Annotated in this window: 28 protein-coding genes and 1 other RNA gene; 26 read left to right on the forward strand and 3 right to left on the reverse strand. The window is 53.2% G+C overall.

Features of this window, described 5'->3' with window-relative positions:
• The first annotated feature begins 28 nt into the window (after window positions 1-28).
• From OCH02_RS07060 to OCH02_RS07110, 11 genes are all read left to right on the forward strand, one after another.
• Window positions 29-1,183 carry a hypothetical protein gene (locus OCH02_RS07060; protein WP_261430551.1) on the forward strand — a complete coding sequence of 385 codons (1,155 nt, stop codon included), beginning with the start codon at window positions 29-31 and terminating at the stop codon, window positions 1,181-1,183.
• 1 nt (window position 1,184) lies between these two features.
• Window positions 1,185-1,607 carry a hypothetical protein gene (locus OCH02_RS07065; protein WP_261430552.1) on the forward strand — a complete coding sequence of 141 codons (423 nt, stop codon included), beginning with the start codon at window positions 1,185-1,187 and terminating at the stop codon, window positions 1,605-1,607.
• Window positions 1,608-1,627: 20 nt separating this feature from the next.
• Window positions 1,628-2,434: a hypothetical protein gene (locus OCH02_RS07070; protein ID WP_261430553.1), complete on the forward strand. Its 807-nt coding sequence runs from the start codon at window positions 1,628-1,630 to the stop codon at window positions 2,432-2,434.
• Between the two features lie 12 nt (window positions 2,435-2,446).
• Window positions 2,447-2,764, forward strand: a complete 318-nt coding sequence (locus OCH02_RS07075; RefSeq protein ID WP_261430554.1) for a hypothetical protein — start codon at window positions 2,447-2,449, stop codon at window positions 2,762-2,764.
• A 3-nt stretch (window positions 2,765-2,767) separates the two neighbouring features.
• On the forward strand, window positions 2,768-3,001 hold the full coding sequence (locus tag OCH02_RS07080) for a hypothetical protein (RefSeq protein ID WP_261430555.1): 234 nt from the start codon (window positions 2,768-2,770) through the stop codon (window positions 2,999-3,001).
• Between the two features lie 4 nt (window positions 3,002-3,005).
• Window positions 3,006-3,308: a hypothetical protein gene (locus OCH02_RS07085; RefSeq protein WP_261430556.1), complete on the forward strand. Its 303-nt coding sequence runs from the start codon at window positions 3,006-3,008 to the stop codon at window positions 3,306-3,308.
• A complete protein-coding gene (locus OCH02_RS07090; protein ID WP_261430557.1) occupies window positions 3,308-3,532 on the forward strand; it encodes a hypothetical protein in 225 nt (74 codons plus the stop codon). The genes OCH02_RS07085 and OCH02_RS07090 overlap by 1 nt, the downstream gene beginning before the upstream one ends.
• 24 nt (window positions 3,533-3,556) lie before the next feature.
• The gene (locus OCH02_RS07095) at window positions 3,557-3,853 is read left to right on the forward strand and encodes a DNA-binding protein (protein ID WP_261430558.1); all 297 of its coding nucleotides are present in this window, start codon (window positions 3,557-3,559) and stop codon (window positions 3,851-3,853) included.
• Between the two features lie 215 nt (window positions 3,854-4,068).
• Window positions 4,069-4,983, forward strand: a complete 915-nt coding sequence (locus tag OCH02_RS07100) for a phosphoadenosine phosphosulfate reductase family protein (protein ID WP_261430559.1) — start codon at window positions 4,069-4,071, stop codon at window positions 4,981-4,983.
• The gene (locus OCH02_RS07105) at window positions 4,976-5,548 is read left to right on the forward strand and encodes a hypothetical protein (protein WP_261430560.1); all 573 of its coding nucleotides are present in this window, start codon (window positions 4,976-4,978) and stop codon (window positions 5,546-5,548) included. Before OCH02_RS07100 ends, OCH02_RS07105 begins: the two co-directional genes overlap by 8 nt.
• A gap of 74 nt (window positions 5,549-5,622) precedes the next feature.
• Window positions 5,623-5,910 (forward strand): hypothetical protein, encoded by a 288-nt coding sequence (locus OCH02_RS07110; RefSeq protein ID WP_261430561.1) that lies wholly within the window; start codon window positions 5,623-5,625, stop codon window positions 5,908-5,910.
• Between the two features lie 22 nt (window positions 5,911-5,932).
• Here OCH02_RS07110 and OCH02_RS07115 read toward each other — a convergent pair whose 3' ends face one another.
• Complete coding sequence (locus OCH02_RS07115) at window positions 5,933-6,364, reverse strand: GNAT family N-acetyltransferase (protein ID WP_261430562.1); 432 nt, start codon at window positions 6,362-6,364, stop codon at window positions 5,933-5,935.
• 181 nt (window positions 6,365-6,545) lie between these two features.
• On the opposite strand from OCH02_RS07115, the gene umuD reads away from it, so the two are divergent.
• Together umuD and OCH02_RS07125 are read left to right on the forward strand one after the other, a co-directional pair.
• The gene (umuD, locus tag OCH02_RS07120) at window positions 6,546-6,968 is read left to right on the forward strand and encodes a translesion error-prone DNA polymerase V autoproteolytic subunit (RefSeq protein WP_261430563.1); all 423 of its coding nucleotides are present in this window, start codon (window positions 6,546-6,548) and stop codon (window positions 6,966-6,968) included.
• The gene (locus OCH02_RS07125) at window positions 6,968-8,236 is read left to right on the forward strand and encodes a Y-family DNA polymerase (RefSeq protein ID WP_261430564.1); all 1,269 of its coding nucleotides are present in this window, start codon (window positions 6,968-6,970) and stop codon (window positions 8,234-8,236) included. Before umuD ends, OCH02_RS07125 begins: the two co-directional genes overlap by 1 nt.
• Before the next feature lie 2 nt (window positions 8,237-8,238).
• Here OCH02_RS07125 and OCH02_RS07130 read toward each other — a convergent pair whose 3' ends face one another.
• The gene (locus OCH02_RS07130) at window positions 8,239-8,937 is read right to left on the reverse strand and encodes an SOS response-associated peptidase family protein (protein WP_261430565.1); all 699 of its coding nucleotides are present in this window, start codon (window positions 8,935-8,937) and stop codon (window positions 8,239-8,241) included.
• A 133-nt stretch (window positions 8,938-9,070) separates the two neighbouring features.
• Here OCH02_RS07130 and xisR point away from each other — a divergent pair, with 133 nt between their 5' ends.
• From xisR to rprA, 4 genes are all read left to right on the forward strand, one after another.
• Window positions 9,071-9,289, forward strand: a complete 219-nt coding sequence (gene xisR, locus OCH02_RS07135) for an excisionase family protein (protein ID WP_261430566.1) — start codon at window positions 9,071-9,073, stop codon at window positions 9,287-9,289.
• Between the two features lie 2 nt (window positions 9,290-9,291).
• Window positions 9,292-10,530, forward strand: coding sequence for a site-specific integrase (locus tag OCH02_RS07140; protein WP_261430567.1), 1,239 nt, complete (start codon window positions 9,292-9,294; stop codon window positions 10,528-10,530).
• Between the two features lie 256 nt (window positions 10,531-10,786).
• Window positions 10,787-11,887 (forward strand): AI-2E family transporter YdiK, encoded by a 1,101-nt coding sequence (gene ydiK / locus OCH02_RS07145; RefSeq protein WP_261430568.1) that lies wholly within the window; start codon window positions 10,787-10,789, stop codon window positions 11,885-11,887.
• 249 nt (window positions 11,888-12,136) lie between these two features.
• Window positions 12,137-12,247, forward strand: an RNA gene (gene rprA, locus OCH02_RS07150) — antisense sRNA RprA.
• A 111-nt stretch (window positions 12,248-12,358) separates the two neighbouring features.
• Here the strand turns inward: rprA and ppsA are convergent.
• Window positions 12,359-14,737: a phosphoenolpyruvate synthase gene (gene ppsA / locus OCH02_RS07155; protein ID WP_261430570.1), complete on the reverse strand. Its 2,379-nt coding sequence runs from the start codon at window positions 14,735-14,737 to the stop codon at window positions 12,359-12,361.
• A gap of 532 nt (window positions 14,738-15,269) precedes the next feature.
• Between ppsA and OCH02_RS07160 the strand changes: the two genes are divergently transcribed.
• The 9 genes from OCH02_RS07160 (at window position 15,270) to OCH02_RS07200 (ending at window position 24,160) form a co-directional block, all read left to right on the forward strand.
• Window positions 15,270-16,091 (forward strand): pyruvate, water dikinase regulatory protein, encoded by an 822-nt coding sequence (locus tag OCH02_RS07160; RefSeq protein ID WP_017892646.1) that lies wholly within the window; start codon window positions 15,270-15,272, stop codon window positions 16,089-16,091.
• 194 nt (window positions 16,092-16,285) lie between these two features.
• Window positions 16,286-17,332 carry a 3-deoxy-7-phosphoheptulonate synthase gene (locus OCH02_RS07165; RefSeq protein ID WP_261430571.1) on the forward strand — a complete coding sequence of 349 codons (1,047 nt, stop codon included), beginning with the start codon at window positions 16,286-16,288 and terminating at the stop codon, window positions 17,330-17,332.
• Window positions 17,333-17,436: 104 nt separating this feature from the next.
• Complete coding sequence (locus OCH02_RS07170) at window positions 17,437-17,922, forward strand: glutathione peroxidase (protein ID WP_261088497.1); 486 nt, start codon at window positions 17,437-17,439, stop codon at window positions 17,920-17,922.
• A 162-nt stretch (window positions 17,923-18,084) separates the two neighbouring features.
• Entirely contained in the window at window positions 18,085-18,276 is a 192-nt protein-coding gene (gene hemP / locus OCH02_RS07175; RefSeq protein ID WP_410001237.1) for a hemin uptake protein HemP, read from the forward strand.
• Between the two features lie 92 nt (window positions 18,277-18,368).
• Window positions 18,369-20,453 carry a TonB-dependent hemoglobin/transferrin/lactoferrin family receptor gene (locus tag OCH02_RS07180; RefSeq protein WP_261430572.1) on the forward strand — a complete coding sequence of 695 codons (2,085 nt, stop codon included), beginning with the start codon at window positions 18,369-18,371 and terminating at the stop codon, window positions 20,451-20,453.
• Window positions 20,454-20,516: 63 nt separating this feature from the next.
• Complete coding sequence (locus OCH02_RS07185; protein ID WP_261430573.1) at window positions 20,517-21,551, forward strand: hemin-degrading factor; 1,035 nt, start codon at window positions 20,517-20,519, stop codon at window positions 21,549-21,551.
• The gene (locus OCH02_RS07190; RefSeq protein ID WP_261430574.1) at window positions 21,548-22,378 is read left to right on the forward strand and encodes a hemin ABC transporter substrate-binding protein; all 831 of its coding nucleotides are present in this window, start codon (window positions 21,548-21,550) and stop codon (window positions 22,376-22,378) included. The genes OCH02_RS07185 and OCH02_RS07190 overlap by 4 nt, the downstream gene beginning before the upstream one ends.
• A complete protein-coding gene (locus OCH02_RS07195) occupies window positions 22,378-23,382 on the forward strand; it encodes a FecCD family ABC transporter permease (RefSeq protein WP_261430575.1) in 1,005 nt (334 codons plus the stop codon). Before OCH02_RS07190 ends, OCH02_RS07195 begins: the two co-directional genes overlap by 1 nt.
• Window positions 23,375-24,160 carry a heme ABC transporter ATP-binding protein gene (locus OCH02_RS07200; protein WP_261430576.1) on the forward strand — a complete coding sequence of 262 codons (786 nt, stop codon included), beginning with the start codon at window positions 23,375-23,377 and terminating at the stop codon, window positions 24,158-24,160. The genes OCH02_RS07195 and OCH02_RS07200 overlap by 8 nt, the downstream gene beginning before the upstream one ends.
• Window positions 24,161-24,196 lie beyond the last annotated feature (36 nt).

The following is a 24,196-nucleotide window of genomic DNA, read 5'->3' on the forward strand; positions in this document are numbered from 1 at the left end:
CGCCAGCAGGCCCGCATAAGGAACATCCATGAGTACCACACTAACAACCGTTGCCAGCGTGTTGGAATCAGCCCTGCGCCCCGTTCGGGCGCAGCTCGACTTTGCTACCGAACAGACCACAGGGACTGCGCAGCGCTCCGTTGAGAGCGCTGGCGTTTTGCTAAACCAAGCACAGTCCCTGTGTATCGAGCAGCACAATACCGATGTCGATGAATTTAACGAACTACTCGACAAGCTTGATGCGCTACAAGCCGACATCACCACGAAGCAACTGCAGATCACCAGCCTGCAGGATCAACTGGATGAACAGAACGTTATCGCCAAAGAGGCCAATGCCAACTCAGAGATAGCGCGCGCCAGAGTGAAGCAGCTCACCAGTGATAACAGCCTGCTCGCCAAAGACAATAACGCCCTCAAATCTCTCAACCCGCAGGCACTGCAAAAACAGATCGCCCGGCTGAAAGAAGATCTGAAATTCAAGGTGCAATTGCTCGACCAACAAAAAGCAGAAATGCGGAAAGCCCGCGGCGAAGCGGCAGATCTAAAAACGTCGCTTGCTCATGCCGCGCACCGCAATTCAGTGCTGGAAGATACCGTTGGGGAATTGCAGTCACGCCTGCAAAACATCGATGGCGACGTGGCGCCAGTCTGGTATCGCGCCAGCGACGGCAGCGGCATCCACTTTTACTTTTACACCTTCGGTTGGCGCTTGTCGTTCGGCTCCGATGACCGAGATGTCCAGTTGCAGATCCTGCAGGATATCGACTGGCACATTGAAGTACGCACCAACACCGGGATCGGCGTCATCGTCTCAGTGACCGAATGGTGCCGCCCACGTTACCCAACGCTGAACGTTTTCAAGCAGGCTTGGCCGGAAGAACTTGGTTCCGCGATTTGTACCCGGATCAGCGAACTGCTGGAACGTAGCCACCCTCACCTTATCCACCGCGCTGAATGGGCTGAAGGTATCCCGCTTAGCTCGTTGCCTCAGTTAAAACCCCAGTGGCTGGATTTGCTTAATGCCTCCGGCATGCACTCGCTGTATGCCGTCGCCAGCCTTACCCCGGAAGAGCTCTCCGAAACTGTTAAAGGCTTTGGCATCACCACCGCGCGCCAGGTGCACGCCGCGTGCATCAAAACGGTGAAAGAGTGGGAAACCGAAGATAAGCAGAAGGCGGCCTGAGATGGATGAAGAGCTGAACTACGGCAAAATCTACAAGCCCGAGGACGATAAGTGCTGCTATATCGCAGTGATCATCTGGCGAATGCGCGCCCGCGCCGCGATCCGCAGCGGCATGCCATACCAACATGAGCCCAAGCCCATATATCAGGGTAACGGCCTGCCGCCGGCCAAGCGCAAACTGGACTCGGTGAATATCGGCGAACGCCAGCGCTATTCATCAACGGTCATGCTGGCTGTTTACCAGTTCCACCGCTCGGGACACAACGAGCACACGATATCCGGTGATACCGGCATCCCAGTGCCAGATATCCGAAAAATGCTGGAGCACAAAACGCAGACACAGCGCAAAGCGTGGATGCTAGCCCACCAGATCCGGATCCCGTCGAAGCAAGAGATCCTGAGCCGCCTTTCTCGCGAAGTTTAACCACCATTAAGGACTGACCAATGACCGATGTAAAAAATGACCAACAACCTGAATTAACCCTTTCAGCTTTGCTCACTCAACGCTGCGTGAATTTTGCCGCCAGCGACAAGGCCGTGGAAATGATCGACCAGGGAATCGAAAAGATGTTCAAAGACCTGGTTGGTGAAACATTCAAGTCATACGGCGATTTCGGCAAGCTGCTGAGCGATGCATTCAAGGCGGCACTACCCACTAATATTTCCGCCGTTGTTGATCTGCCAAGCTACAACACGCTCGTTATCAACTCTATGCGCGAGGCTTGGACAAACTCCGGTGTTCACACCGATATGCAACAGCGCGTGCTGGAACTAACGAAGGAATTTACCTCTGATGAGGCAATCCCGAAATTTATCCTGGCTTCCGAGTTGTGGGCAGCGTTTGTCGAAGATAACAAAGAGCGCGCCTATGAAGAACAATGGGAACGCCCTCAGGTCATCACTTCCGATCCAGACAATGGCTACATCAGTGTCGGACTGGAACCGAATGATGATAGCGGAAGCCGTTACTCACGTTCAAAAACATCCCCATACGAATGCACAGTTCATTTGGCGCTGTCGCCGCAATTTAATCGCGATGGACGGACGAAAGAAGCACTTTTGCACGACGGGCATCAGGTTTACGAGCTGTATTCCGGGTCGTTGGACGGCAGCGTGCTGGGCAAGAAGGTAATCAGCGCCTACAGCCGTTTCGATAAAATGATCATGGCGCTGTACTACGGCGGCAGTCTCTTGGCGTGGGATGAAGCGCCTGACGCCGACGAGATGACTTACCCGCACCACGAATACTAACGGGAGGGCCGCATGTCTCAGGTGCTCGCCTTGAAGTTCAGCAGTGCAGACCCAGAACAGTTGCTGGGCATACTCTCCACTGAAGAAGTGCTCGAAGTGATCAAGGCTCGCGTGCGCCAAGAGTTGGAGCCGGAAATCCGCGACGAGTATGAGGGGCGGATTAGCGATGCTGAGGACGAGATGAGCGACGCTGAGGGCCGCGCTGACGGATGGGAGTGCGATGCTGTCGGCCTATATCGCGGCATCGAGAAAGCCCTAACCCAAGACTGGGAAGACGCGAAGCTCACCCTGCAAAGAGCGATGAAGGACTATGGTCAGGAAATAGACTAACTCATGAAAATCGAAAAAGGCCGCGCGGCGGTATGGGAGCATGCCGCCGAAGCTGACTTGCAGGATGCTATCAAAAAAGTGGCTGCCATTTTCGATATCGATGACATCGCCATTTTCACTCCCGGCAAACTGACCTACCTCAAGAACAAACCTGTCAAATACACCCGCATTTGCCCACTACAAAGTGATGTGGTGATCAACCCTATTACAGGCGCTATTAGCGCCAAGGAAAATTGATGCAATGAGCAGCAAATACCGTAAAGGCGTGCTTTATATCCGCCATATTCAGATCGGCGATAAGTGCGATAGCTTCATGTCTGCCGTCGGCCTGGCCGCCGCTACGATGATGGTAGAACACGGCAAACATAGCAGCGTGTACGTACTGGTGCGCCACGGCTTCCCTAATGATGTCCTTACCCATGGGTATTCTAAGCGCGCCGTGCAGAAAAACATGCTGTTCAGTGGCGGCAAAGGGAAATCCTTCAAGGTCAATGCTCGTACTTGGCGTGACAAAAGCGTAAAGGCACCAAGGAAGCAGTCCTAATGTGGATCGTCGCACTCATCATCTACCTTATCGGCGTACCGGTTGCTTTCGTGATCGGCTGCATGCTTCGTCGCTCAGCAGACGTAAAAAAGGACAGCGCTGGCTTTGTCGCCTGCGAGGCGATTATGTGGCCACTGCTGCTGCTTGCACTCTACGTTGCGATCCCAATCTGCGAACTGATCTGTCTGGCTTATGATCGCTTGGTCTGGGGGCGACGCAAATAGCTCCCCACCTGACATGGAGGATTCATGCAAAAATTCCCTAAGTGGCAAGAATGCGAGATAAAAATACTTCGACAATACGCCACCAGCCTTACGGCTGAAGATATTGGTTTGCTGATCGGACGAACAAAAGAAGCTGTTATCAGCAGAGCCAGCAAGCTTCATATCAGCCTGCAAAAGCGTGGCGATTGCCATCACAGTGCAAAGTACTCCCAAGAAGATATTGAGCTTGCCAGACAGCTTTACTCTGCGGGCGTTCGTCCATGTCACATCGCTGAAAAACTCGGTATCAACCCCATATCCATCGGAAATTACATTTACTAATTCCCCTCACGCCGCATACCAGCGCGGCTAAGGATCCCTATGTACGGACTTTTTTTCCTGCTCTGCCTGAGCGGGCAGCCTGAGTGTTACCGATTTGATGGGTATATCTACCCCGACGAAGTGAACTGCAATCTTGATATCGAAGATCGGAAGCTACCGGCGGCAGATTATACCTGCCAGCCGGTTGATGCTGTCGCTCTGATGTCGGAGGCAAAATGAAAGAGCGCCTAGTGATAACAGCAAATGAACTGAAGCCAAAAGAGCCGATGGTTGTTAGCGCCTCGTTTGGCAAGTCGTCGGCATTCATGTGCGACTTCCTGATGCAGAATTATTCCGACAAATATGAGTTTTATTTTGTCTTCGCAAATACCGGACTAGAGCATGAAGAGACGCTGATTTTCGGTGATAAGTGCGACAAGCATTTCGGGCTGAACGTTGTCTGGCTGGAGGGAGTTACCAGTTCCACGCCTAGTGTGGGCATGCGCCACAAGATAGTTAATTTCGAAACCGCAGCGCGGAACGGCGAACCGTTTGAGCAATTTATAAGTGTCGAGGGGATTCCCAACGTATCCCGGCAGAAGTGCAGCGACTATCTGAAAACCCAGACGATTCGCTCATGGATGCGCGAAGTTGGCTTGGCGCGTCGGGGCTGGTCGGCAAAGACGGCCATCGGTATGCGTGCTGATGAGCCTCAACGTGCCGATATGGATAAGGCATCAACGAAACGCTACAACCTCGTTTATCCGCTCTGCCACTGGGGCGCCTTCGATAAGCAGGATGTAAACGATTTCTGGGACGCCATGCCGTTCAATCTGAATATTCCCGCCCATTATGGGAACTGTAAAACCTGCTTCAAAAAGAGCGACGCCAAGCTGTACCTGATCGCCCACGAACACCCGGAGTGGTTCGCGTGGAATCGCGAGATGGAGCAGAAGTACGGCATGGTGAAGGCCATCAGCGGCCATACGTGGTGGCGGCGTAAACGCGATACAAATCAGCTCATGGCAGACGCCCAGATTGAAGACCAGCAGCGACTCATCTATCTGACCAAATCCAATCCCGACGACGGCGACGGCTGCGCGTCATCATGTGAACCGTTCCAGTTTATCGAGGAGGCCCAGCATGGCTAAGCGTAAGAGCAACAGAGCGGCCCCACACGTCGATCCAAACTGGCCCAAGTGCCACTTCAAAACAATGACGCTACACGAATCTGATTCCGATATGAGCGCCAAAAAATACTGCTACCGATATGTGGACGGCAACGACAACCAAGGCCGCCCGATCGTCATGCTGTGGGAGCGCGTTATTCTGCGCGAGACTGAAAAGACGTTCTGGCACTGCCATGATTACCCGCGAATGACGCTGGAGGAGCTGCGGAAATATCACAAAAGACCGAGCAACCGAGAAGTTAAACGATGCCTTAAAGGCGCTCACCGCTCGAAATATCACTACACCAAAGAGGAAGCCTTGCGCGCGTTCATATTTCGCAAAGTGCACCAGCTTGATCGCATCAGCCTGACTGCTGAAACCGTTCGCATGTGCCTGCAAGGGCTTGTTGATTCCGGCTTCATTGAGCGCTCAATAGACGGTGGTGCTAACCAGCGCAGTAAGGTTTTGAATGCGCCGGATTGTGAATTCCGCGCTGCCGAAGAGCCTGGCCCTATAGCGTCAACTTTTAGCTGGGGTGGATATTGATAATACTTATTATTGACTAATGCCTGCAGTTGAGTTACCGATAACCCTATTAACTTAACAACAATGGAGGTTTCATGGAAAGACGTATTTTGAAGGCGCTGGAAGATATCCAAAAAGACGTTGAATCACAAACTGGAGCGGGGAAATTATCCAATCTTGAGATAACACTCAGCCAAGTACTTCGAAAAATGGGTATAGATACCACCGGTCAAATTCCATATCCATTCTATTCAGCTCTAGAGAAATTGGAAAATCAAGGACTTATATATGACTTTAGTTATACAAATGCTGGTTTTGGCCGAACTCGGGGAACCGATGGTGAAATAGGATACAGTATAGGTACTAAAATCAGTCTAGCTTAAGTTTACCTCCCCCAAACTCTAGCTATGCGGATTTAATTTCGATGCACCAAAGCTGTGAGTTTGGGTCTTCACAATATGCACCGCATGCTTCCCAAAAGCTTCTAGCCTGCTCTGTACTCCTCACTGGTATGTCTATAATTGCAGCATTTCTCTCTTTGTAAATCAGCTTTAACGCCTCAATCATGGTTCTGCCATGCCCTTTCTTTCTGAAATCAGGCGCAACGTAAAATTGAAGGATTTTGGTAGAAGTAAAGAGAGCATAGCCGCATACGTTATCGTCATCATCCAGTAGAGCACCAATTTCATACCCATCTACAGGATGCGTCATCATTCCGAGTACGTTGGCAAGGGGCTCGCTGAAAACATTAAATGGCGCTTTGGCATCGGAACCCAACATGGCGCAGATCTCCTCCACCAGGTCGGGTTCTTGCTGCCAATTGAAGATTTTGAACATTAAAAGCCCCCTGCATTCACTCCCCCGAATCAGGGAGAACCTTAAACTAAAATTTTTCCGAGAGGATCATTATACCCAACAAAGGGATAGCTTTAGATTGTTCTATCCCTTGCTTTCTTAATGGTTGTAATGCCTAAAACCAGTTTATACTGTATATAAAAACAGTATAGAGAAATGCACCATGAAACACTTTTTTCCAACACCAACACCCGAGAAACAGTTCACTCCGCTTTACTCCGACACAGTCCCAGCAGGTTTTCCCAGCCCCGCGCAGGACTACGTACACGCACGAATCGACCTCAACGAGTACTGCATTAGCCACCCGTCAGCGACCTACTTTTTGATTGCATCCGGGGAAAGCATGATCGAAGCCGGGATCACTGACGGATCTATGCTCGTTGTCGATCGCAGTATCGGTGCATGCCACGGTGACATAGTGATCGCAAGCATCGCGGGTGAGTTTACCGTCAAGCGCCTCAGTCTACACCCTATCGCGCAGCTTGAGCCCATGAACCCGAAATTCAAACCGATCCCCTTGCCCGATGGCGGCGATGATCTGGATATCGTCGGCGTTGTCGTTTCAACGATCACGAGGCTGAAATAATGTATGCCCTGGCAGATGTGAATTCGTTTTACGCATCGTGCGAAACACTGTGGCGTCCGGATCTACGTGGACGTCCAGTGGTTGTTCTATCGAATAATGACGGCTGTGTAGTGGCTCGGAGTAAAGAAGCCAAGTTGTTGGGGCTCAAAATGGGAGAACCCTATTTCAAAATTAAGCGGGACTTTGAGCGCGCCGGCGGCATAGCGTTCAGCAGTAATTACGAGTTGTACGCCGATATGTCGATGCGAGTAATGGCGGTGCTGGAAGAGATGGCGCCACGCGTCGAAATTTATTCAATTGACGAAAGTTTTCTCGATCTGACCGGCGTTCGTAACTGCATTGATCTTGATAAGTTCGGTCGGCAGGTTCGTGCCAAAGTGTTGCGCGACACGGGGCTCACCGTGGGCGTGGGCATTGCCCAAACCAAGACACTCGCAAAACTGGCAAATTACGCTGCGAAAAAATGGGATAAGACCGGCGGCGTGGTTGACCTTTCCAATCTGGAACGGCAGCGAAAATTGATGGCGCTAGTTCCTGTAGCAGAGATCTGGGGCATTGGCCGAAGAATATCGAAAAAACTGCAGGTCATCGGGATAGAAACCGCACTTCAGTTGGCTGACGCAAGCACCACGATGATCAGAAAGCATTTCAGTGTCGTGATTGAACGCACTGTGCGGGAACTGCGTGGTGAACCCTGTTTGTCGCTCGAGGAATTTGCACCGACGAAGCAGCAGATTATCTGCAGCCGCAGCTTCGGTGACCGCGTCACAGAGTATGACCAAATGCACCAGGCGATCTGCATGTACGCCTCCCGCGCTGCGGAGAAACTCCGTGAAGAGCATCAATATTGCCGGTATATCAATGCCTGGGTTAAGACCAGTCCCTTCTCTATCAACGAGGAATATTACGGCAACACGGCAAGCATCAAGCTCAGTACGCCCACGCAGGATACGCGAGATATCATCGCTGCGGCTATTCGATGTCTGGATGCCATCTGGCAGACAGGACACCGATATCAAAAAGCCGGGGTCATGCTGCAGGATTTCTACTCGCAGGGCGTCGCCCAACTGAATCTTTTCGATGAGTATCAACCACGGCAGAACAGTGGACAACTAATGGCAGTTTTAGACCACATCAACAAGTCTGGCCGCGCGAAAGTATGGTTTGCCGGCCAGGGTAACCAACAAGCATGGTCAATGAAGCGGGAATTGCTTTCGCCAGCATACACAACGCGGGTGGCAGACCTTCCGCGCGCCCGCGTGTATTGACATCACAGCAGTGGATTATCGATTGGCTTGATGAGATCCGCACTGTCGTTCCTAATACTGCCAACGGCCTTTGAAACAGGATGCCACGAAAATTTATCGGCAGGTGTAGCTCCGCTCGTGGCGAGCTCTTCAGCACGCGCAGAAGAGGTATCGGGATTTAGCCATTCGCGGGCCGTCGCCGGTGGCAAAACTACCGGTCGCCGATCATGGATATCTAGTAAGCCGGAGTCGCTGGCAGCCGTGACAATGACAAAGCCGTCATCGTGCTGCTCGGCCTCTTTGGTGTGAAATCGACTGATAGCCGCAAAGAAAATCGGCTCATCGGCATGGATAAAATACGGCTGTTTCTTCTTCGGATCATCTGGTGACTTCTTCCATTCGTACCAGCCATCGGCGGCAACCAGCATGCGGCCATGCTCCCACAGCGGTTTAAACATCCGGCTACTTGCAGCAGTTTCGACACGGGCATTGATTACCGGTTGTCGCTTCATTTCAAGCCACCAATCAGGGCCATATCCCCATAGAATCGGATCCATATGGAGCTGGGTATCGCGCTGATTGATGAGCAGTACATGGGTGCCAGGCGCTACGTTATAGCGGCCAATAGGTACAGTATCCAGAGCATCAGCATACTCGAGCTCTGAAGCTAAATAATCGAGATAGTCAGCCCTTGTTTGTACTTGAGCAAATCGACCACACATACAATCACCCTATTTCTGATAGCAAGAAATAAAGTATAGCTTCCCTCATTAACTCAAACCGCCATCTGGCGGTTTTTTCACACCCATCCCCCACCGCCCTTATAACTGAGGGCCTTACTATGAGAGTGCCGCCATGTTAAAAGAACAGTTAGTTTATAATCATGAATGGGTTGTTGAAGATGCGCTAAAAGATAAAACAGGTCTAGATGCACGCCAAATTGAAAGATATCGCCAAGGATGCTGGATTGAAGGCATTCATTTTAAACGCGTATCGCCTTCAGGGGAAAAAACTTTGCGGGGGATAATTTGGTATAACCACCCTGAAATAAACCGACTCATACGGGACTCATAACAGTGACAAAATTACCAACAGGTGTAGAGATAAGAAATGGCCACATTTGCATCTGGTTTATTTTCCGAGGGGCCAGAAGAAGAGAGGTACTAAAAGGATGGGGTAATACCCCATCCAATATAAAAAAAGCAGGCAATTTACGCGCGGTGATAACTGGCGAGATTAATTTAGGCACATTTGACTATCAGTTCCGATTCCCAACATCAAAAAACGCAAAAAAATTCTGTGGTAAGCTTAGGATATCTTCTTTCAAAGAGCTAACAACCGAATGGCTTAAGAACAAAAAATCAGAGATTAGCGCGGATACATTTCAAAAAACATGCTCTAAAATCAAAACACTAGAAAGCATCATAGGCGAAGACACCCTGATCAGCTCCCTAAGCCTAAGTGATATCTTGGATTGCAGGAATGAACTACTGCATGGGGAAACAAAGTACATCCTTAAAAAGAGGAAAAATAGGAAAGGAAGAAGTCCAAAGACAGTAGACAACTATATTTCCACTCTATGTAGCATGTTGAAATATGCATACCTAGCCAAGCACATCACAGAAAAACCATTTGAAGGAGTGCGCAAGCTAAAAAAATCCCGTACAAAACCAGACCCATTATCAAAAAATGAAGCACTTAAATTACTAGATACTTTAACTGGGCAAAAAAAACACCTATGGAAAACCGCACTCTATACGGGATTGCGTCATGGGGAATTATGCGCTCTGTCTTGGGATGATATCGACTTCAAAAAAGGCACATTACACGTTCGCCGAAACTTAACAAGCATTGGTAACTTTGGGCCGCCAAAAACAAATGCTGGCATAAGGATAATAACACTGCTTAACCCTGCGTTAGATGCATTGAAAGAGCAGTACAAACTTACCGGATCATTTGATAAGCGAGAAATAACTTACCATTATAGGGAGTTCGGAAAAACAGAAAAACAGAATAGGAATTTTGTTTTTGTGCCGCAGAATGCACACCGTAGGGATAAATTCTACTATTCAACTGCTTGTATCGGGCAGATTTGGAATAAAGCGATTTCAGCCGCTGAGATTAAAATTAGAAACCCCTATCAGAGCCGCCACACCTACGCATGTTGGCTGTTGACTGCGGGGGCGAACCCTTCCTTCATCGCCAGCCAGATGGGCCATGAAAATGCACAGATGGTTTATGAGGTCTACGGTGCTTGGATGGAAGAAATGAATAAAGACCAGATTGGTCTACTTAACGCAAAACTTGCGTCGTGATAACCTTCTGCCCTCGTGGTGCCCCTATGTATTATAATTGTAATTTTTTATTTAATATTTTCAATAAGTTATGGAATCCGCTTAGTATCAGAGATAAAAACTAACATACTCGTTTAGTGAAGGCATGCAGATTATTGCAATTGTCCTGCCGCAGAATCGCTCGCAACAAAAGGTGCGCCGTGCTGTCGTTTTTCATCAACGTGCACCATGATTAAACGATCCCAAGGAGTTAACTGACCAGAATGAGAACCCATTCATGACAATCCCGAAATCCCGCTATGATTTGCCACGGATTATTTTTGGCGTGCTGTTTATCGCCATAATGATCGTCGCCTGTTTTTGGGTCATTCAACCTTTTATTCTCGGTTTTGCCTGGGCCGGCATGGTGGTCATCGCCACCTGGCCATTGTTGATTAAGCTGCAAAAAATACTTTGGGGGCGACGTTCACTGGCGGTGCTGGTGATGACGATACTGCTGATCCTGCTGTTTATTCTGCCAATCTCTCTGCTGGTCAGCAGCGTGGTGGACAACAGCGCGCCAATCGTGGCCTGGGCCAGTACGCCGGGCAAACTGCATATTCCCGATCTGGCCTGGCTGCAATCGATCCCGATGATCGGCGATAAGGTCTATCACAGTTATCACACCCTGGTGAACGCCGGAGGCAGTGCGCTGGTGGCGAAGGTGCAGCCTTATTTCGGCCAGACCGCCACCTGGTTTGTGGCGCAGGCCGCGCATATTGGCCGCCTGCTGCTGCATTGCACATTGATGCTGCTGTTTAGCGTGTTGCTGTATGCTCGCGGCGAGCAAGTGGCTCTGGGCATTCGCCACTTCGCAACGCGTTTGGGTGCCGAAAGAGGCGATGCCGCCGTGGTGCTGGGTGGTCAGGCAATCCGTGCGGTGGCGCTGGGCGTGGTGGTGACGGCGCTGGTGCAGTCGGTACTGGGCGGTATTGGTCTGGCAGTGACCGGCATACCTGCCGCTACCCTGCTGACGGTACTGATCTTTATCTGCTGTGTGGCGCAATTGGGACCGTTATTGGTGCTGGTACCGGCAATTATCTGGTTGTACTGGAGTGGCGATACCACCTGGGGCACCGTACTGTTGGTATGGAGCTGCGTGGTCGCCACGCTGGATAACGTGCTGCGGCCAGTGCTAATCCGCATGGGCGCAGATCTGCCGATGATCCTGATCCTGTCCGGCGTTATCGGCGGCTTACTGGCTTTCGGCATGATTGGCCTGTTTATCGGCCCGGTGGTGTTGGCGGTATCTTACCGTTTACTCACGGCCTGGATGAATGAAGCACCGGAACCGACTGCCGACCTGGAAGACGTTGCCAAAGATCTGGAACAGATGTAACCCTGCTTCTGCCCGGGTCACCGGGCAGAATTCCCCTTTTCCCCTCGCCTGCTTCCAGAATAACTCATCCGCAATAATAAAATTCGCCGCTGTTATTCAGCTGATGAACATTATTTAAACATACCGAATAAATACATCTTTTTGTCTAAGACAAAAAATGACCACCGGCAAAAATAAATTCTAATCCGCTTGTTGATTAAGACGATTCTTAATGACTAATGACGTTTAAATATCTAGTATTATTGCCATCTATTGCTTCAAATACCTGATTTAAAGCAAGATTTCCAAACAATGTAATGCCATACATGTGAATTGCTGTGTGTAGTCTTTGCCCGTCTTCTATGATGGGCTTTTTTTTATTCTTTTTTTGACCGTCTTTATTCACTGCGCCTTTTTATTTACATTCAGAAATAAAAAAGCCGTAACCTGAGCTACGGCCTTAGCCTTGAACATTATTCCCTATTGCGAAAATTATGTTCTCTTCGACAGATTAACCCAGGTTTGCACCACGGTATCCGGATTGAGCGACAAACTGTCAATCCCCTGATCCATCAACCATTCGGCAAAGTCTTCATGGTCAGACGGGCCCTGGCCGCAAATACCGACGTATTTACCCTGACGCTTGGCCGCCTGAATCGCCATCGACAGCAGAATTTTCACCGCTTCGTTACGTTCGTCAAACAGCTCAGACACCACGCCCGAGTCACGATCCAGCCCCAGGGTTAACTGAGTCATGTCGTTAGAGCCAATGGAGAAGCCATCAAAGTGTTGCAGGAACTGATCCGCCAACAGCGCATTGGAAGGGATCTCGCACATCATGATCACTTTCAGGCCGTTCTCACCGCGCTTCAGGCCCTGGCGTGCCAATTCGGCCACCACCGCTTCAGCCTGTTCCACCGTGCGAACAAACGGCACCATGATTTCAACGTTGGTCAGGCCCATCTCGTTACGCACGCGTTTTACCGCGTCACATTCCATCGCGAAACAGTCACGGAAACTGTCGGACACGTAACGACCCGCACCGCGGAAGCCCAACATTGGGTTCTCTTCGTGCGGTTCATACTTCTCGCCGCCGACCAGGTTGGCGTACTCATTGGATTTAAAGTCGGACAGGCGCACGATCACTCGCTTCGGCCAGAACGCGGCCCCCAGCGTTGCGATCCCTTCCGTCAAACGACCGACATAGAACTCGGCCGGATGGTCGTAGCCCTGCATCAGCGTCCTGATTTCCGCTTGCAGCTCCGGAGTCTGCTGGTCAAACTCCAGCAACGCCTTTGGATGCACGCCAATCATACGGTTGATGATAAATTCCAGACGGGCCAGACCCACACCTTCATTCGGCAAACGCGCGAAGTCGAAGGCACGGTCCGGGTTGCCGACGTTCATCATGATTTTTAGCGGCAGCTCCGGCAGTTCGGTCACTTCGGAACTCTGCACGTTAAAATCAAGGATATCGCTGTAGACAAAGCCGGTATCGCCTTCTGCACAAGAAACGGTGACCTGTTGACCTTCTTTGAGCAGATCGGTCGCGTTGCCGCAGCCAACCACCGCCGGAATGCCCAGTTCACGCGCAATGATCGCCGCGTGGCAGGTACGACCGCCACGGTTGGTGACGATGGCGGCGGCTTTCTTCATGATCGGTTCCCAATCCGGGTCGGTCATGTCTGTCACCAGTACGTCGCCTGGCTCAATGCGGTCCATCTCACTGATGTTATGGATGACCTTCACCGGGCCTGCGCCAATGCGGTGACCGATAGCGCGCCCTTCCACCAGCACCGGGCTGGTCGCGTTAAGCTGATAACGCTCCATCGTTTGCTCGTTAGAGCGTACGGTTTCCGGACGGGCCTGCACGATCAGCAATTTGCCGGTATGACCGTCTTTGGCCCACTCGATGTCCATCGGGCGGCCGTAGTGCTTTTCGATCAGGAGTGCCTGATGTGCCAGCCCCTGTACTTCTTCGTCGGTCAGAGAGAAACGATTGCGTTGCTGCTCTGGCACGTCTTCAATTTGTACCTGCTTGCCGTGATCCTGTGATGGCGCATACACCATACGGATTTTCTTCGAGCCGAGATTACGGCGCACGATAGCCGGGTTACCTCTCAGCAGCGTCGGCTTGTGGACATAGAACTCGTCCGGGTTAACCGCGCCCTGCACCACCATTTCGCCCAGGCCAAAGGCAGAGGTGATAAACACCACCTGATCAAAACCGGATTCGGTATCGATGGTGAACATGACGCCGGAAGACGCCAGATCAGAACGCACCATGCGCTGTACGCCGGCCGACAAGGCCACGCCGCGATGGTCATAACCCTGATGCACCCGGTAGGAAATGGCACGGTCGTTAAACAGGGAGGCGTATACGTGCTTAATCGCCACCATGACGGCGTCGATACCTTGCACGTTGAGGAAGGTTTCCTGCTGGCCGGCGAAAGAGGCATCCGGCATGTCCTCTGCGGTAGCTGAAGAACGCACGGCAAATGACGCTTCCGGCTCGCCGTCGGCCAGTTGCTGGTAAGCCAGGTTAATCTCACGTTCGAATTCTGCATGGAACGGCGTGTCGATAATCCATTGACGGATTTGTGCGCCCGCCTTGGTCAACTGAGCAATATCGTCAACGTCAGTTTGATCCAGTAACTGATAGATGCGCTGGTTAACACCGCTTTGCTCGAGGAAATCGTTAAACGCCTGCGCGGTGGTGGCAAAACCGTTTGGCACGGCAACGCCCAAATCGGAAAGATTGGTGATCATTTCAGCGAGGGAGGCATTTTTGCCGCCGACACGGTCAACGTCGTGCATGCCGAGCTGGTTGTACCAAAGCACATTACGCAAGTCTGGGCCATTGTTGGACATCGAGACAATCCTTATTGCTATCAGTAGGGTATAGACGGATTTAATTCGCTTGCTTTCTCAGCGCCGCTAAAACGGTGCCGAGCCAGACTAGCACAATGATCCATAGGAAATGGAAAGGTGAATCGATCAACCCGGTGAAGAAAGTGGATTTTAGGAAAACTTCCTGAAACGCAAAACCGGCCTGGAATCGTTCCCTGTCGCACTAATAGCTTAAATCTCAACAAATTAAGTATTTTTTAAACTTCAGTTTTAAAAACCCTGTTATTTACGCAGTCTTTGATGAAAATAGCATCAGAATGACCAATAATTCCTCATGGGAAATAAACTCCCGCTTTTCATAAAATTTAAAATAGTGTTTTATCCCCGTGTTTTTATCGCCATCGTTTATTCCCTGACCAACCTGTTTATTCAACGACTCTGCCCGCATTATCACAATTTTTCTGCCCGCCCCTTTCCGTGGAATCATCTGCAGCCCATGATAAGAGCAAGCAGGCGTGATAATGACGTCACTATTTAAGGTAAGGAGCCCAGGGTGGAGAGAAGCGTTTTTTATATTTCGGACGGTACGGCGATCACCGCAGAGGTTTTGGGCCACGCGGTGTTGTCGCAATTTCCTGTGAAGGCCACCACCTTTACGCTGCCGTTTGTGGAAACCGAAGCGCGGGCTCGTGGGGTCTGCCAGCAGATTAACGATATCTATCGTGATACCGGCGTGCGGCCGTTAGTGTTTTACTCGATCATTTCGCCGGAAGTGCGCAAAGTCATTACCCAGAGCGAAGGTTTCTGCCAGGACATCGTGCAGGCGCTGGTTGGCCCGTTGCAGGGTGAACTGGAAGTAGAACCTACCCCGGTGCCAAACCGCACCCACGGGTTGACCGCCAGCAACCTCGGCAAATATGACGCCCGTATCGCGGCAATTGACTACACGTTAGCCCATGATGACGGCATTTCATTGCGTAACCTCGATCAGGCTCAGGTGATTTTGCTCGGCGTTTCGCGCTGCGGTAAAACCCCCACCAGCCTGTATCTGGCGATGCAGTTCGGTATCCGCGCGGCCAACTATCCGTTTACCGCCGACGATATGGACAACTTGCACCTCCCCGCCGCGCTGAAGCCGTTTCAGCACAAGCTTTTCGGCCTGACGATCGATCCGGAGCGGTTAGCCGCCATCCGTGAAGAACGGCGTGAAAACAGCCGTTATGCTTCCATTCGCCAGTGCCGGATGGAGCTAGCGGAAGTCGAAGCGCTGTTTCGTAAAAACCAGATCCGTTATCTGAACACCACCAATTATTCGGTGGAAGAGATCTCGACCAAAATCCTGGATATTCTGGGCATGAGCCGCCGCATGTTCTAGCCTTAACGCGGCGGGCCTGTCTCCTGCCGCGTGTTGTTTATTTCCCCACCGGCCACGTTTTTTGTGCTTTTTTTAGCGATTTTGATCAACAGAACACAGTTTCTCCGGTTGAATTCATCGGTTTTTACGTTATTGTGATCGCCATCACTTCCCGGCACTCCTGCCGCAGAGAAGAAAAATCTTTAGAGAAAATCATGCACAAAACAGATGAACTGCGGACCGCGCGCATCGACAGCCTCGTCACGCCGCAACAGTTGGCGGAGAAGTTGCCGATCTCGGCGGAAATCGCGGACAACGTGACGGCCTCACGGCAGCGAATTGAAAAAATCCTGACCGGCGAAGATCGTCGCCTGCTGGTGGTGATCGGCCCTTGCTCCATTCACGATCTTGACGCCGCCCTCGACTATGCCGGTCGATTGAATGCGCTGCGCATCCGTTACCAGGACCGCCTCGAAATCGTGATGCGCACCTATTTTGAAAAACCGCGCACCGTGGTGGGCTGGAAAGGCCTGATCTCCGATCCGGCCCTGGACGGCACCTTCCAGGTCAATCGCGGTATCGAAATGGCACGCAGACTGTTGCTGGAAGTTAACCAGCTCGGCCTGCCCACCGCCACCGAGTTCCTGGACATGGTGGTCGGCCAATACATTGCTGATTTGATCAGTTGGGGCGCGATTGGCGCACGGACCACCGAAAGCCAGATCCACCGTGAAATGGCCTCGGCACTGTCCTGCCCGGTGGGCTTTAAAAACGGCACCGACGGTAACACCCGTATCGCGATTGACGCCATTCGTGCGGCCCGCGCCGGCCATATGTTCCTGTCACCGGACAAGCACGGTCAGATGACTATCTATCAGACCAGCGGCAATCCTTATGGCCATATCATCATGCGTGGCGGCAAAACGCCGAACTACCATGCAACCGATGTGGTCGCCGCCTGCGACAGCCTGCGCGAATTCGATCTGCCGGAGCAACTGGTAATCGATTTTAGCCACGGCAACTGCCAGAAATTGCATCGTCGCCAACTGGAAGTGGCCGAAAACGTCTGCCAGCAGATCCGCGCCGGTTCCGTCGCCGTCGCCGGCGTAATGGCAGAAAGCTTCCTGGTGGAAGGCACCCAGAAAATCGTTGCCGGTCAGCCACTGACCTATGGGCAATCGATCACCGACCCTTGCCTGAGCTGGTCCGACAGCGAACAGCTGCTGGCCATGCTGGCCGATGCGGTAGACACCCGCTTCTGATCCCAAGACCGGGGCGCCCGCCCCGGCTTTTCCGCCCACCACTCACTCATCTATACTGGTAGCAATTCTCTCAGTTCCCCATGGAAAGGATTTGGAGTTCCGGCATGATCCACTCACTGTTATCCATCCCCTGCGTCACCCTGCAAGGGGAGCACAAAACTCTGGGCGACTTCCCTGCCCGGGCTTATCTGGTGGTCAACACCGCCAGCAAATGCGGATTTACGCCTCAATATCACGGGCTGGAAAACCTGTGGCAGTACTACCGCGAACGCGGCCTGATGGTGCTGGGCTTTCCCTGCAATCAGTTCGGCGCGCAGGAACCCGGCGATCCGCTGGAGATTGCCAACTTTTGCACGCTGAACTATGGCGTCAGCTTCCCGCTGTTCAGCAAGATTGAAGTGAATGGCCCAGGCGCGCATCCGTTGTTCAACGAATTAAAACGCCTGGCACCAGGCGTGCTGGGTACTCAACGCATCAAATGGAACTTCACCAAGTTCCTGCTGACCGCCGACGGCCAGCGGGTGAAACGCTACGCGCCGATCACCAAACCCGAGCGCCTGTTTGAGCGCATTGAAACCCTGCTGAAATAACCCTGAATTTTACGGGCTGAGCCACCTCAGCCCGTGCCACATCCCCTTCCTGCAAAAAGGTTCCATTGGTAAGAAAATTTTCCTTGATGTAACCTTTCGTTCACATGATAATGATTCTCACTTTGATATTAATTACTATTTAACGGTCTGTTTTATAAACACATGACGATGGATAATCACCACCACGACACGCCCGCCCAGGCTGCTTACACCGCTGAAAGTGGCCTGGCCACGCCGCCTTGCTACGACAGTGCACAACTGCTCGATGCCGATGGCGTGGCAATCATCATCCATCAGGGCCAGCGTTATCAGTTACGACAGACCAAAGCCGGGAAATTGATCCTGACCAAATAATTCCATCCCTTAACGCCAGCCACCCAGATCCTTTTTGATCCAGGCAGCCAGCAAATCTATTGATATGTTTAAAACATACGGAGAGTTGCGACATGCCTCTGATCTATTCCACCCGGCTGCGTTTATCCGCATTGAGTCTGGCGATTGCCTGTACTCTGCCGACGGTGACTTTTGCACAAACCAGCGAAACCCCTTCTTCTTCCACGGCGACTGCACCGGTCAAAAAGGACAAAGCCAGCGACGAAACCATGACGGTAGCCGCCACCGGCAATGCACGCAGCAGCTTTGAAGCGCCGATGATGGTCACGGTGATTGAGGCCGATACGCCGCAAAGCCAAACCGCTACCAGCGCCGGCGATATGCTGCGCCGTGTGCCGGGCATTACCGTCAATGGCACCGGTCGCAGTAATGGCCAGGACGTTTTCATGCGTGGCTATGGTAAAAATGGCGTGCTGACATTGGTGGATGGCATCCGTCAGGGCACCGATACCGGCCACCTTGGCGCCACCTTCCTCGATCCGGCACTGGTGAAACGCATTGAAGTGGTGCGCGGCCCTTCCGCCCTGCTGTATGGCAGCGGCGCTCTGGGCGGCGTTATCGCTTATGAAACCGTAGATGCCGCCGACCTGCTGTTACCCGGCCATAATAGCGGCTACCGGGTATATGGCACCGCCGGCAGCGGCGATCACAGTCTGGGTATGGGGGCCAGCACCTATGGCAGAACCGACAGTCTCGACGGCCTGCTGTCATTTGGCACCCGCGACGTCGGCAATCTGCGTCAGGGCAACGGCTTTGATGCACCCAATGATGAAACCATCAGCAATCTGCTGGCCAAGGGGACCTGGACGCTCGATGAGAATCAGTCATTGAGCGGCGACCTGCGCTATTACAACAACCGGGCGCAAGAGCCGAAAAACCCACAGGAATCGGCCAGCAGCAGCGGTAACCAGATGACCGACCGCTCAACCATTCAACGCGATGGCCAGCTTGGCTACAAGCTAAAACCTGTGGGTCAGGATTGGCTCGACGCCGAAGCCAAAATCTATTACTCCGAAGTGGAAATCAACGCCCACACCAACGGCAGTGAAGATGAAACGCGCAAGCAAACCACTCGCGGTGCCAAACTCGAAAATCGCAGTCGTTTGTTTGCCGACACCTTTGCCTCTCACCTGTTGACCTATGGCAGCGAGGCTTACAAGCAGGAACAGACCCCGGGTGGCGCGACAGAAAGCTTCCCACAGGCGAAAATCAACTTTGCCTCCGGCTGGTTGCAGGACGAAATTACCCTGCGCGACCTGCCGGTCACCCTGCTTGCCGGGACGCGTTACGATAACTACAAGGGTTCCAGTGACGGTTACGCCGATGTGGACGCCGACAAGTGGTCATCGCGCGGTGCCGTTACAGTGACGCCAACCGACTGGCTAATGCTGTTCGGTTCTTATTCACAGGCTTTCCGCGCCCCGACCATGGGAGAGATGTACAACGATTCCAAGCATTTCTCCATCCCCATGGGGCCCACCACCATTACCAACAACTGGGTGCCTAACCCGAACCTGAAGCCGGAAACCAATGCCACCCAGGAATACGGCTTCGGGCTACGCTTTGACGATTTGCTACTGGCTGATGACAGCCTGCAATTCAAAGCCAGCTATTTTGATACCAAAGCCCGCGACTACATCACCACGGATGTCACCATGGAGCTGGGCCGTGGCCCTCGTGGCCCTTATTGCATCAGCTGCACCACTTTCTCGACCAATATCGACCGTGCAAAAATTTGGGGCTGGGACGCAACGCTGAGCTATAAAACCGCCATTTTTGGCTGGGACCTGGCGTACAACCGGACTCGCGGCAAAAACCAAAGCAGCGGCGAATGGCTAAACAGCATCAATCCGGACACTGTCACCAGCACGCTGGATGTTCCACTCGGTGAAACCGGCCTGTCGACCGGTTGGGTGGCCACGGTGGCCCAACGAGCCACCCGAGTAGAAACCGGTACCGCAGAACAAGGCGGCTACGGCGTCAACGATTTCTACCTGAGCTATAAAGGCCGCGATCGCCTGCAGGGCGTGACCACCACGGTGGTGCTGGGCAACGCCTTTGATAAAGAATATTACTCGCCACAGGGCATACCGCAGGACGGGCGCAATGCCAAACTGCTGGTCAGCTATCAGTGGTAACGTTTTGAATCCGGCGGGCATAAAGATTGCCCGCCGCTTGACTCTCACACAGGAGAACCCACAATGAGCAATACTCTATATGCACGCTATCAGCAGGCAAAAATTGATAATCCAGGCAAATATGCGCGTGACCTGGCTGAAATTCTTGGCGTCAGCGAAGCGGAGTTGACCCATGCCCGCGTCGGTCAGGACACCCGTCGTCTGCAGGCGGATGCCCGTACCTTGCTGACCGAACTCGAACAGGTTGGCGTCACCAAATCCATTACCCGCAACAGCTACGCGGTGCATGAACAAATGGGGCGTTATCGCAACCAGCACCTGAACGGTCACGCCGGGCTGATCCTCAATCCGCGTGAGTTGGACCTGCGCCTGTTCCTCAACCAGTGGGCCAGCGCCTTCGCCATGAGCGAAACCAACAAGCGCGGCGTACGTCACAGCATTCAGTTCTTCGATCATCAGGGCGACGCACTGCATAAGGTTTACACCACCGATGAAACCGATCTGCCGGCCTGGATGGCGCTGGTTGAACGCCACCTGAATGCAGAAAACCCGACGCTGGAACTGCAACCGGCAGACGCCACGGTCGGTAACGCCTCACCAGATGCCGACAAAATTGACCAGGAATGGCGTGCAATGACTGACGTTCACCAGTTCTTCCAGTTATTGAGCCGCAACAAACTGACCCGCCAGCAAGCCTTCAGCGCCGTCGGTAACGATTTGGCCTATCGGGTCGATAACAGCGCCCTGAGCCAATTGCTTAACGCCGCGATGGGCCTGCAGAACGAAATCATGATTTTTGTCGGCAACCGTGGCTGCGTGCAGATCTTTACCGGTCAGATTGAGCGCCTGATGCCGCAGGAAGGCTGGATTAACGTGTTCAACCGCCGCTTCACCCTGCACCTGATCGAAGATGCGATCGCCGAAAGCTGGATCACCCGCAAGCCCACCAAAGACGGCTTCGTCACCAGTCTGGAACTGTTTTCCGCCGACGGCACGCAGATAGCTCAACTTTACGGCCAGCGCACCGAAGGCCAACCGGAGCAAACTCAGTGGCGTGAGCAGGTTGCCGCGCTTGAATCCAAGGACATTGCCGCATGAAACCTTCATTGACCCGTCGCCTGGCGCTGTGCATTGCGCTGGCGTTGCCGTTCACCGCTGCGGCGGCGGAACGTATTGTCTCGATAGGCGGTGACGTCACCGAAATTGCCTTCGCCCTGGGCGCGGGCGATGAAGTGATAGCGCGGGACAGCACCAGCCTGCAGCCGGAAGCGGTTAAAAAACTGCCGGACGTCGGTTATATGCGCCAGCTCAATGCCGAAGGTATTTTGGCACTGAAACCCACGCTGGTACTGACCACCGAATTAGCCGAGCCGGCGCTGGTGCTCAAACAGCTGGAAGAGAGTGGCGTTAAAGTCGTGCGCATTCCCGGCGATACCACCTTGCAAAGCGTGCCGGAAAAAATCGGTGTGATTGCCAGTGCACTACAGCGCACCGAGCAGGGCACGCAGTTGAGCACCCGTTACCAGCAGCAATTGGCGGCAGTGAAAACCGATGCGTTGCCGGTCAGGGTCTTGTTCGTCATGAGCCACGGCGGTATTACGCCAATGGCCGCCGGGCAACACACGGCCGCCGACGCAATCATCACCGCTGCAGGTCTGAAGAACGCCATGCAGGGATTCAGCCGCTATCGTCCGCTGTCGCAGGAAGGCGTGATAGCCAGCGCGCCGGATTTGCTGCTGGTTACCACTGACGGCATAAAAACGCTTGGCGGCGAACACCAGCTGTGGAAATTGCCAGGCATAGCTCTCACCCCGGCGGGTAAACAACATCGCGTATTGGTGGTTGACGATATGGCGCTGCTGGGCTTTGGGCTGGAAACCCCCGCCGCGCTGGCCAAGCTGCGTCAAGCGGCGGAGCAAAAGTAATGCGCTGTCGCACCTCCCCCCGCCTGGCGGTGACCAGCCTGCTGGTACTGTTGGCAGTATTGGCTTTGGGCGCTGCCAATATGGGCGCGCTGACGCTGTCATTCCGCACCCTGTGGCAACAGCCTTTCAGCGACACGTCCTGGCATATCTGGCTGAATATCCGTTTGCCGCGCGTGCTGCTGGCGGCAGTGATAGGTTGCGCGCTGGCGGTGTCCGGAGCCGTAATGCAGGGGTTGTTCCGGAACCCCTTGGCCGATCCCAGCCTGTTGGGTATCAGTAGCGGCGGCGCGCTGTTTGTTGCGCTGATTATCGTTATGCCGCTGGCCCTGCCGCCGGTGATTGCCCTGTATGGCCACATGCTGGCGGCATTTCTCGGCAGCATGCTGGTGTCGCTGTTGATTTACGGCATCAGCCGCAGCGGCCACGGCAGCCTGTCGCGCCTGTTGCTGGCGGGTATCGCCATCAATGCCCTGTGCATGGCAGCGATTGGCGTGTTGTCTTACCTCAGTAGCGACCAGCAATTGCGCCAGTTTTCACTGTGGATGATGGGCAGTCTGAGCCAGTCACAATGGCCAACGTTGACCGTTTCCGCCTCGCTGATCCTGCCGACCACCCTGCTGACACTATTACAGGCGCGCCGCCTGAATCTGCTGCAACTGGGGGATGAAGAAGCGCATTATCTCGGTGTGAATGTTCAACGTGCCAAGCTACAGCTGCTGCTGTTGAGCGCATTGCTGATAGGTGCAGCGGTAGCGATGAGTGGCGTGATTGGCTTTATCGGCCTGGTGGTGCCGCATCTGGTGCGCATGCGCCTCGGCGGCGACCATCGTTGGCTACTGCCCTGTTCCGCACTGGGAGGTGCCTGCCTGCTGTTGGTCAGCGATACGCTGGCGCGCACGCTGGTGGCTCCGGCAGAAATGCCGGTCGGTTTGATGACCAGCCTGATCGGCGGGCCTTATTTCTTATGGCTGGTCATGCGCCAGCGGGAGCGCGTGGGTGGATAACACAGCAAGTCTGAAGGCACAACAGTTACGTTACAGCCTGGGTTCGCGGCGGCTGATCAACGATGTCTCGCTCAGCATCAATAGCGGCGAAATGGTGGCGATTATTGGGCCGAACGGCGCCGGTAAGTCGACGTTACTGCGTCTGTTAACCGGTTATCTGACCCCAGGCTGTGGCGAATGTCAGTTGCTCGGCTGGCCGCTGGAACAGTGGCAGCCACAGCAGTTGGCGAAAGTACGCGCGGTCATGCGTCAACATAGCGATCTGGCCTTCCCCTTTACCGTAGAGGAAGTGGTCAGTATGGGCCGCGCGCCCCACGGCAAACGCGACGCGCAACGGGCGGTACAACAGGTGATGGCGCAAACCGACTGTCTCGGATTGGCCCAGCGCGATTATCGTCAGCTTTCCGGCGGTGAGCAGCAACGAGTACAACTCGCCCGCGTGCTGGCCCAGCTCTGGCAACCGCAGCCAACACCGGCCTGGCTGTTTCTGGACGAACCGACCTCGGCGCTGGATCTCTACCACCAGCAACATACGCTCAGACTGCTGCGCACGCTGACGCGGCAACAGCCGATGGCGGTGTGCTGTGTATTGCACGATCTCAATCTCGCGGCATTGTATGCAGATCGTATTTTATTGATGCATCAGGGCCAATTGGTCGCGACGGGCACGCCGCAGGAAGTGTTGCAGACAGATATTCTGACCCGTTGGTATCAGGCAGATCTGGGCGTGGTTCATCATCCGGAAGTGGCGTTGCCACAGGTATATTTACGTCAGTAGTATCTTTACCGGGCGCACTATGCCGCGCCCGGCATA

The organism is Serratia quinivorans, from assembly GCF_946227985.1.
GTDB classification, from domain to species: Bacteria; Pseudomonadota; Gammaproteobacteria; order Enterobacterales; family Enterobacteriaceae; genus Serratia; species Serratia quinivorans_A.

What these genes read in the sequence shown, in the direction of transcription:
- OCH02_RS07060 (WP_261430551.1), top strand. Translation starts at nt 29, where the DNA reads ATGAGTACCACACTAACAACCGTTGCCAGCGTGTTGGAATCAGCCCTG.
- OCH02_RS07065 (WP_261430552.1), top strand. Translation starts at nt 1,185, where the DNA reads ATGGATGAAGAGCTGAACTACGGCAAAATCTACAAGCCCGAGGACGAT.
- OCH02_RS07070 (WP_261430553.1), top strand. Translation starts at nt 1,628, where the DNA reads ATGACCGATGTAAAAAATGACCAACAACCTGAATTAACCCTTTCAGCT.
- OCH02_RS07075 (WP_261430554.1), top strand. Translation starts at nt 2,447, where the DNA reads ATGTCTCAGGTGCTCGCCTTGAAGTTCAGCAGTGCAGACCCAGAACAG.
- OCH02_RS07080 (WP_261430555.1), top strand. Translation starts at nt 2,768, where the DNA reads ATGAAAATCGAAAAAGGCCGCGCGGCGGTATGGGAGCATGCCGCCGAA.
- OCH02_RS07085 (WP_261430556.1), top strand. Translation starts at nt 3,006, where the DNA reads ATGAGCAGCAAATACCGTAAAGGCGTGCTTTATATCCGCCATATTCAG.
- OCH02_RS07090 (WP_261430557.1), top strand. Translation starts at nt 3,308, where the DNA reads ATGTGGATCGTCGCACTCATCATCTACCTTATCGGCGTACCGGTTGCT.
- OCH02_RS07095 (WP_261430558.1), top strand. Translation starts at nt 3,557, where the DNA reads ATGCAAAAATTCCCTAAGTGGCAAGAATGCGAGATAAAAATACTTCGA.
- OCH02_RS07100 (WP_261430559.1), top strand. Translation starts at nt 4,069, where the DNA reads ATGAAAGAGCGCCTAGTGATAACAGCAAATGAACTGAAGCCAAAAGAG.
- OCH02_RS07105 (WP_261430560.1), top strand. Translation starts at nt 4,976, where the DNA reads ATGGCTAAGCGTAAGAGCAACAGAGCGGCCCCACACGTCGATCCAAAC.
- OCH02_RS07110 (WP_261430561.1), top strand. Translation starts at nt 5,623, where the DNA reads ATGGAAAGACGTATTTTGAAGGCGCTGGAAGATATCCAAAAAGACGTT.
- OCH02_RS07115 (WP_261430562.1), bottom strand. Translation starts at nt 6,364, where the DNA reads ATGTTCAAAATCTTCAATTGGCAGCAAGAACCCGACCTGGTGGAGGAG.
- umuD (WP_261430563.1), top strand. Translation starts at nt 6,546, where the DNA reads ATGAAACACTTTTTTCCAACACCAACACCCGAGAAACAGTTCACTCCG.
- OCH02_RS07125 (WP_261430564.1), top strand. Translation starts at nt 6,968, where the DNA reads ATGTATGCCCTGGCAGATGTGAATTCGTTTTACGCATCGTGCGAAACA.
- OCH02_RS07130 (WP_261430565.1), bottom strand. Translation starts at nt 8,937, where the DNA reads ATGTGTGGTCGATTTGCTCAAGTACAAACAAGGGCTGACTATCTCGAT.
- xisR (WP_261430566.1), top strand. Translation starts at nt 9,071, where the DNA reads ATGTTAAAAGAACAGTTAGTTTATAATCATGAATGGGTTGTTGAAGAT.
- ydiK (WP_261430568.1), top strand. Translation starts at nt 10,787, where the DNA reads ATGACAATCCCGAAATCCCGCTATGATTTGCCACGGATTATTTTTGGC.
- ppsA (WP_261430570.1), bottom strand. Translation starts at nt 14,737, where the DNA reads ATGTCCAACAATGGCCCAGACTTGCGTAATGTGCTTTGGTACAACCAG.
- OCH02_RS07165 (WP_261430571.1), top strand. Translation starts at nt 16,286, where the DNA reads ATGCACAAAACAGATGAACTGCGGACCGCGCGCATCGACAGCCTCGTC.
- OCH02_RS07170 (WP_261088497.1), top strand. Translation starts at nt 17,437, where the DNA reads ATGATCCACTCACTGTTATCCATCCCCTGCGTCACCCTGCAAGGGGAG.
- hemP (WP_410001237.1), top strand. Translation starts at nt 18,085, where the DNA reads ATGACGATGGATAATCACCACCACGACACGCCCGCCCAGGCTGCTTAC.
- OCH02_RS07180 (WP_261430572.1), top strand. Translation starts at nt 18,369, where the DNA reads ATGCCTCTGATCTATTCCACCCGGCTGCGTTTATCCGCATTGAGTCTG.
- OCH02_RS07185 (WP_261430573.1), top strand. Translation starts at nt 20,517, where the DNA reads ATGAGCAATACTCTATATGCACGCTATCAGCAGGCAAAAATTGATAAT.
- OCH02_RS07190 (WP_261430574.1), top strand. Translation starts at nt 21,548, where the DNA reads ATGAAACCTTCATTGACCCGTCGCCTGGCGCTGTGCATTGCGCTGGCG.
- OCH02_RS07195 (WP_261430575.1), top strand. Translation starts at nt 22,378, where the DNA reads ATGCGCTGTCGCACCTCCCCCCGCCTGGCGGTGACCAGCCTGCTGGTA.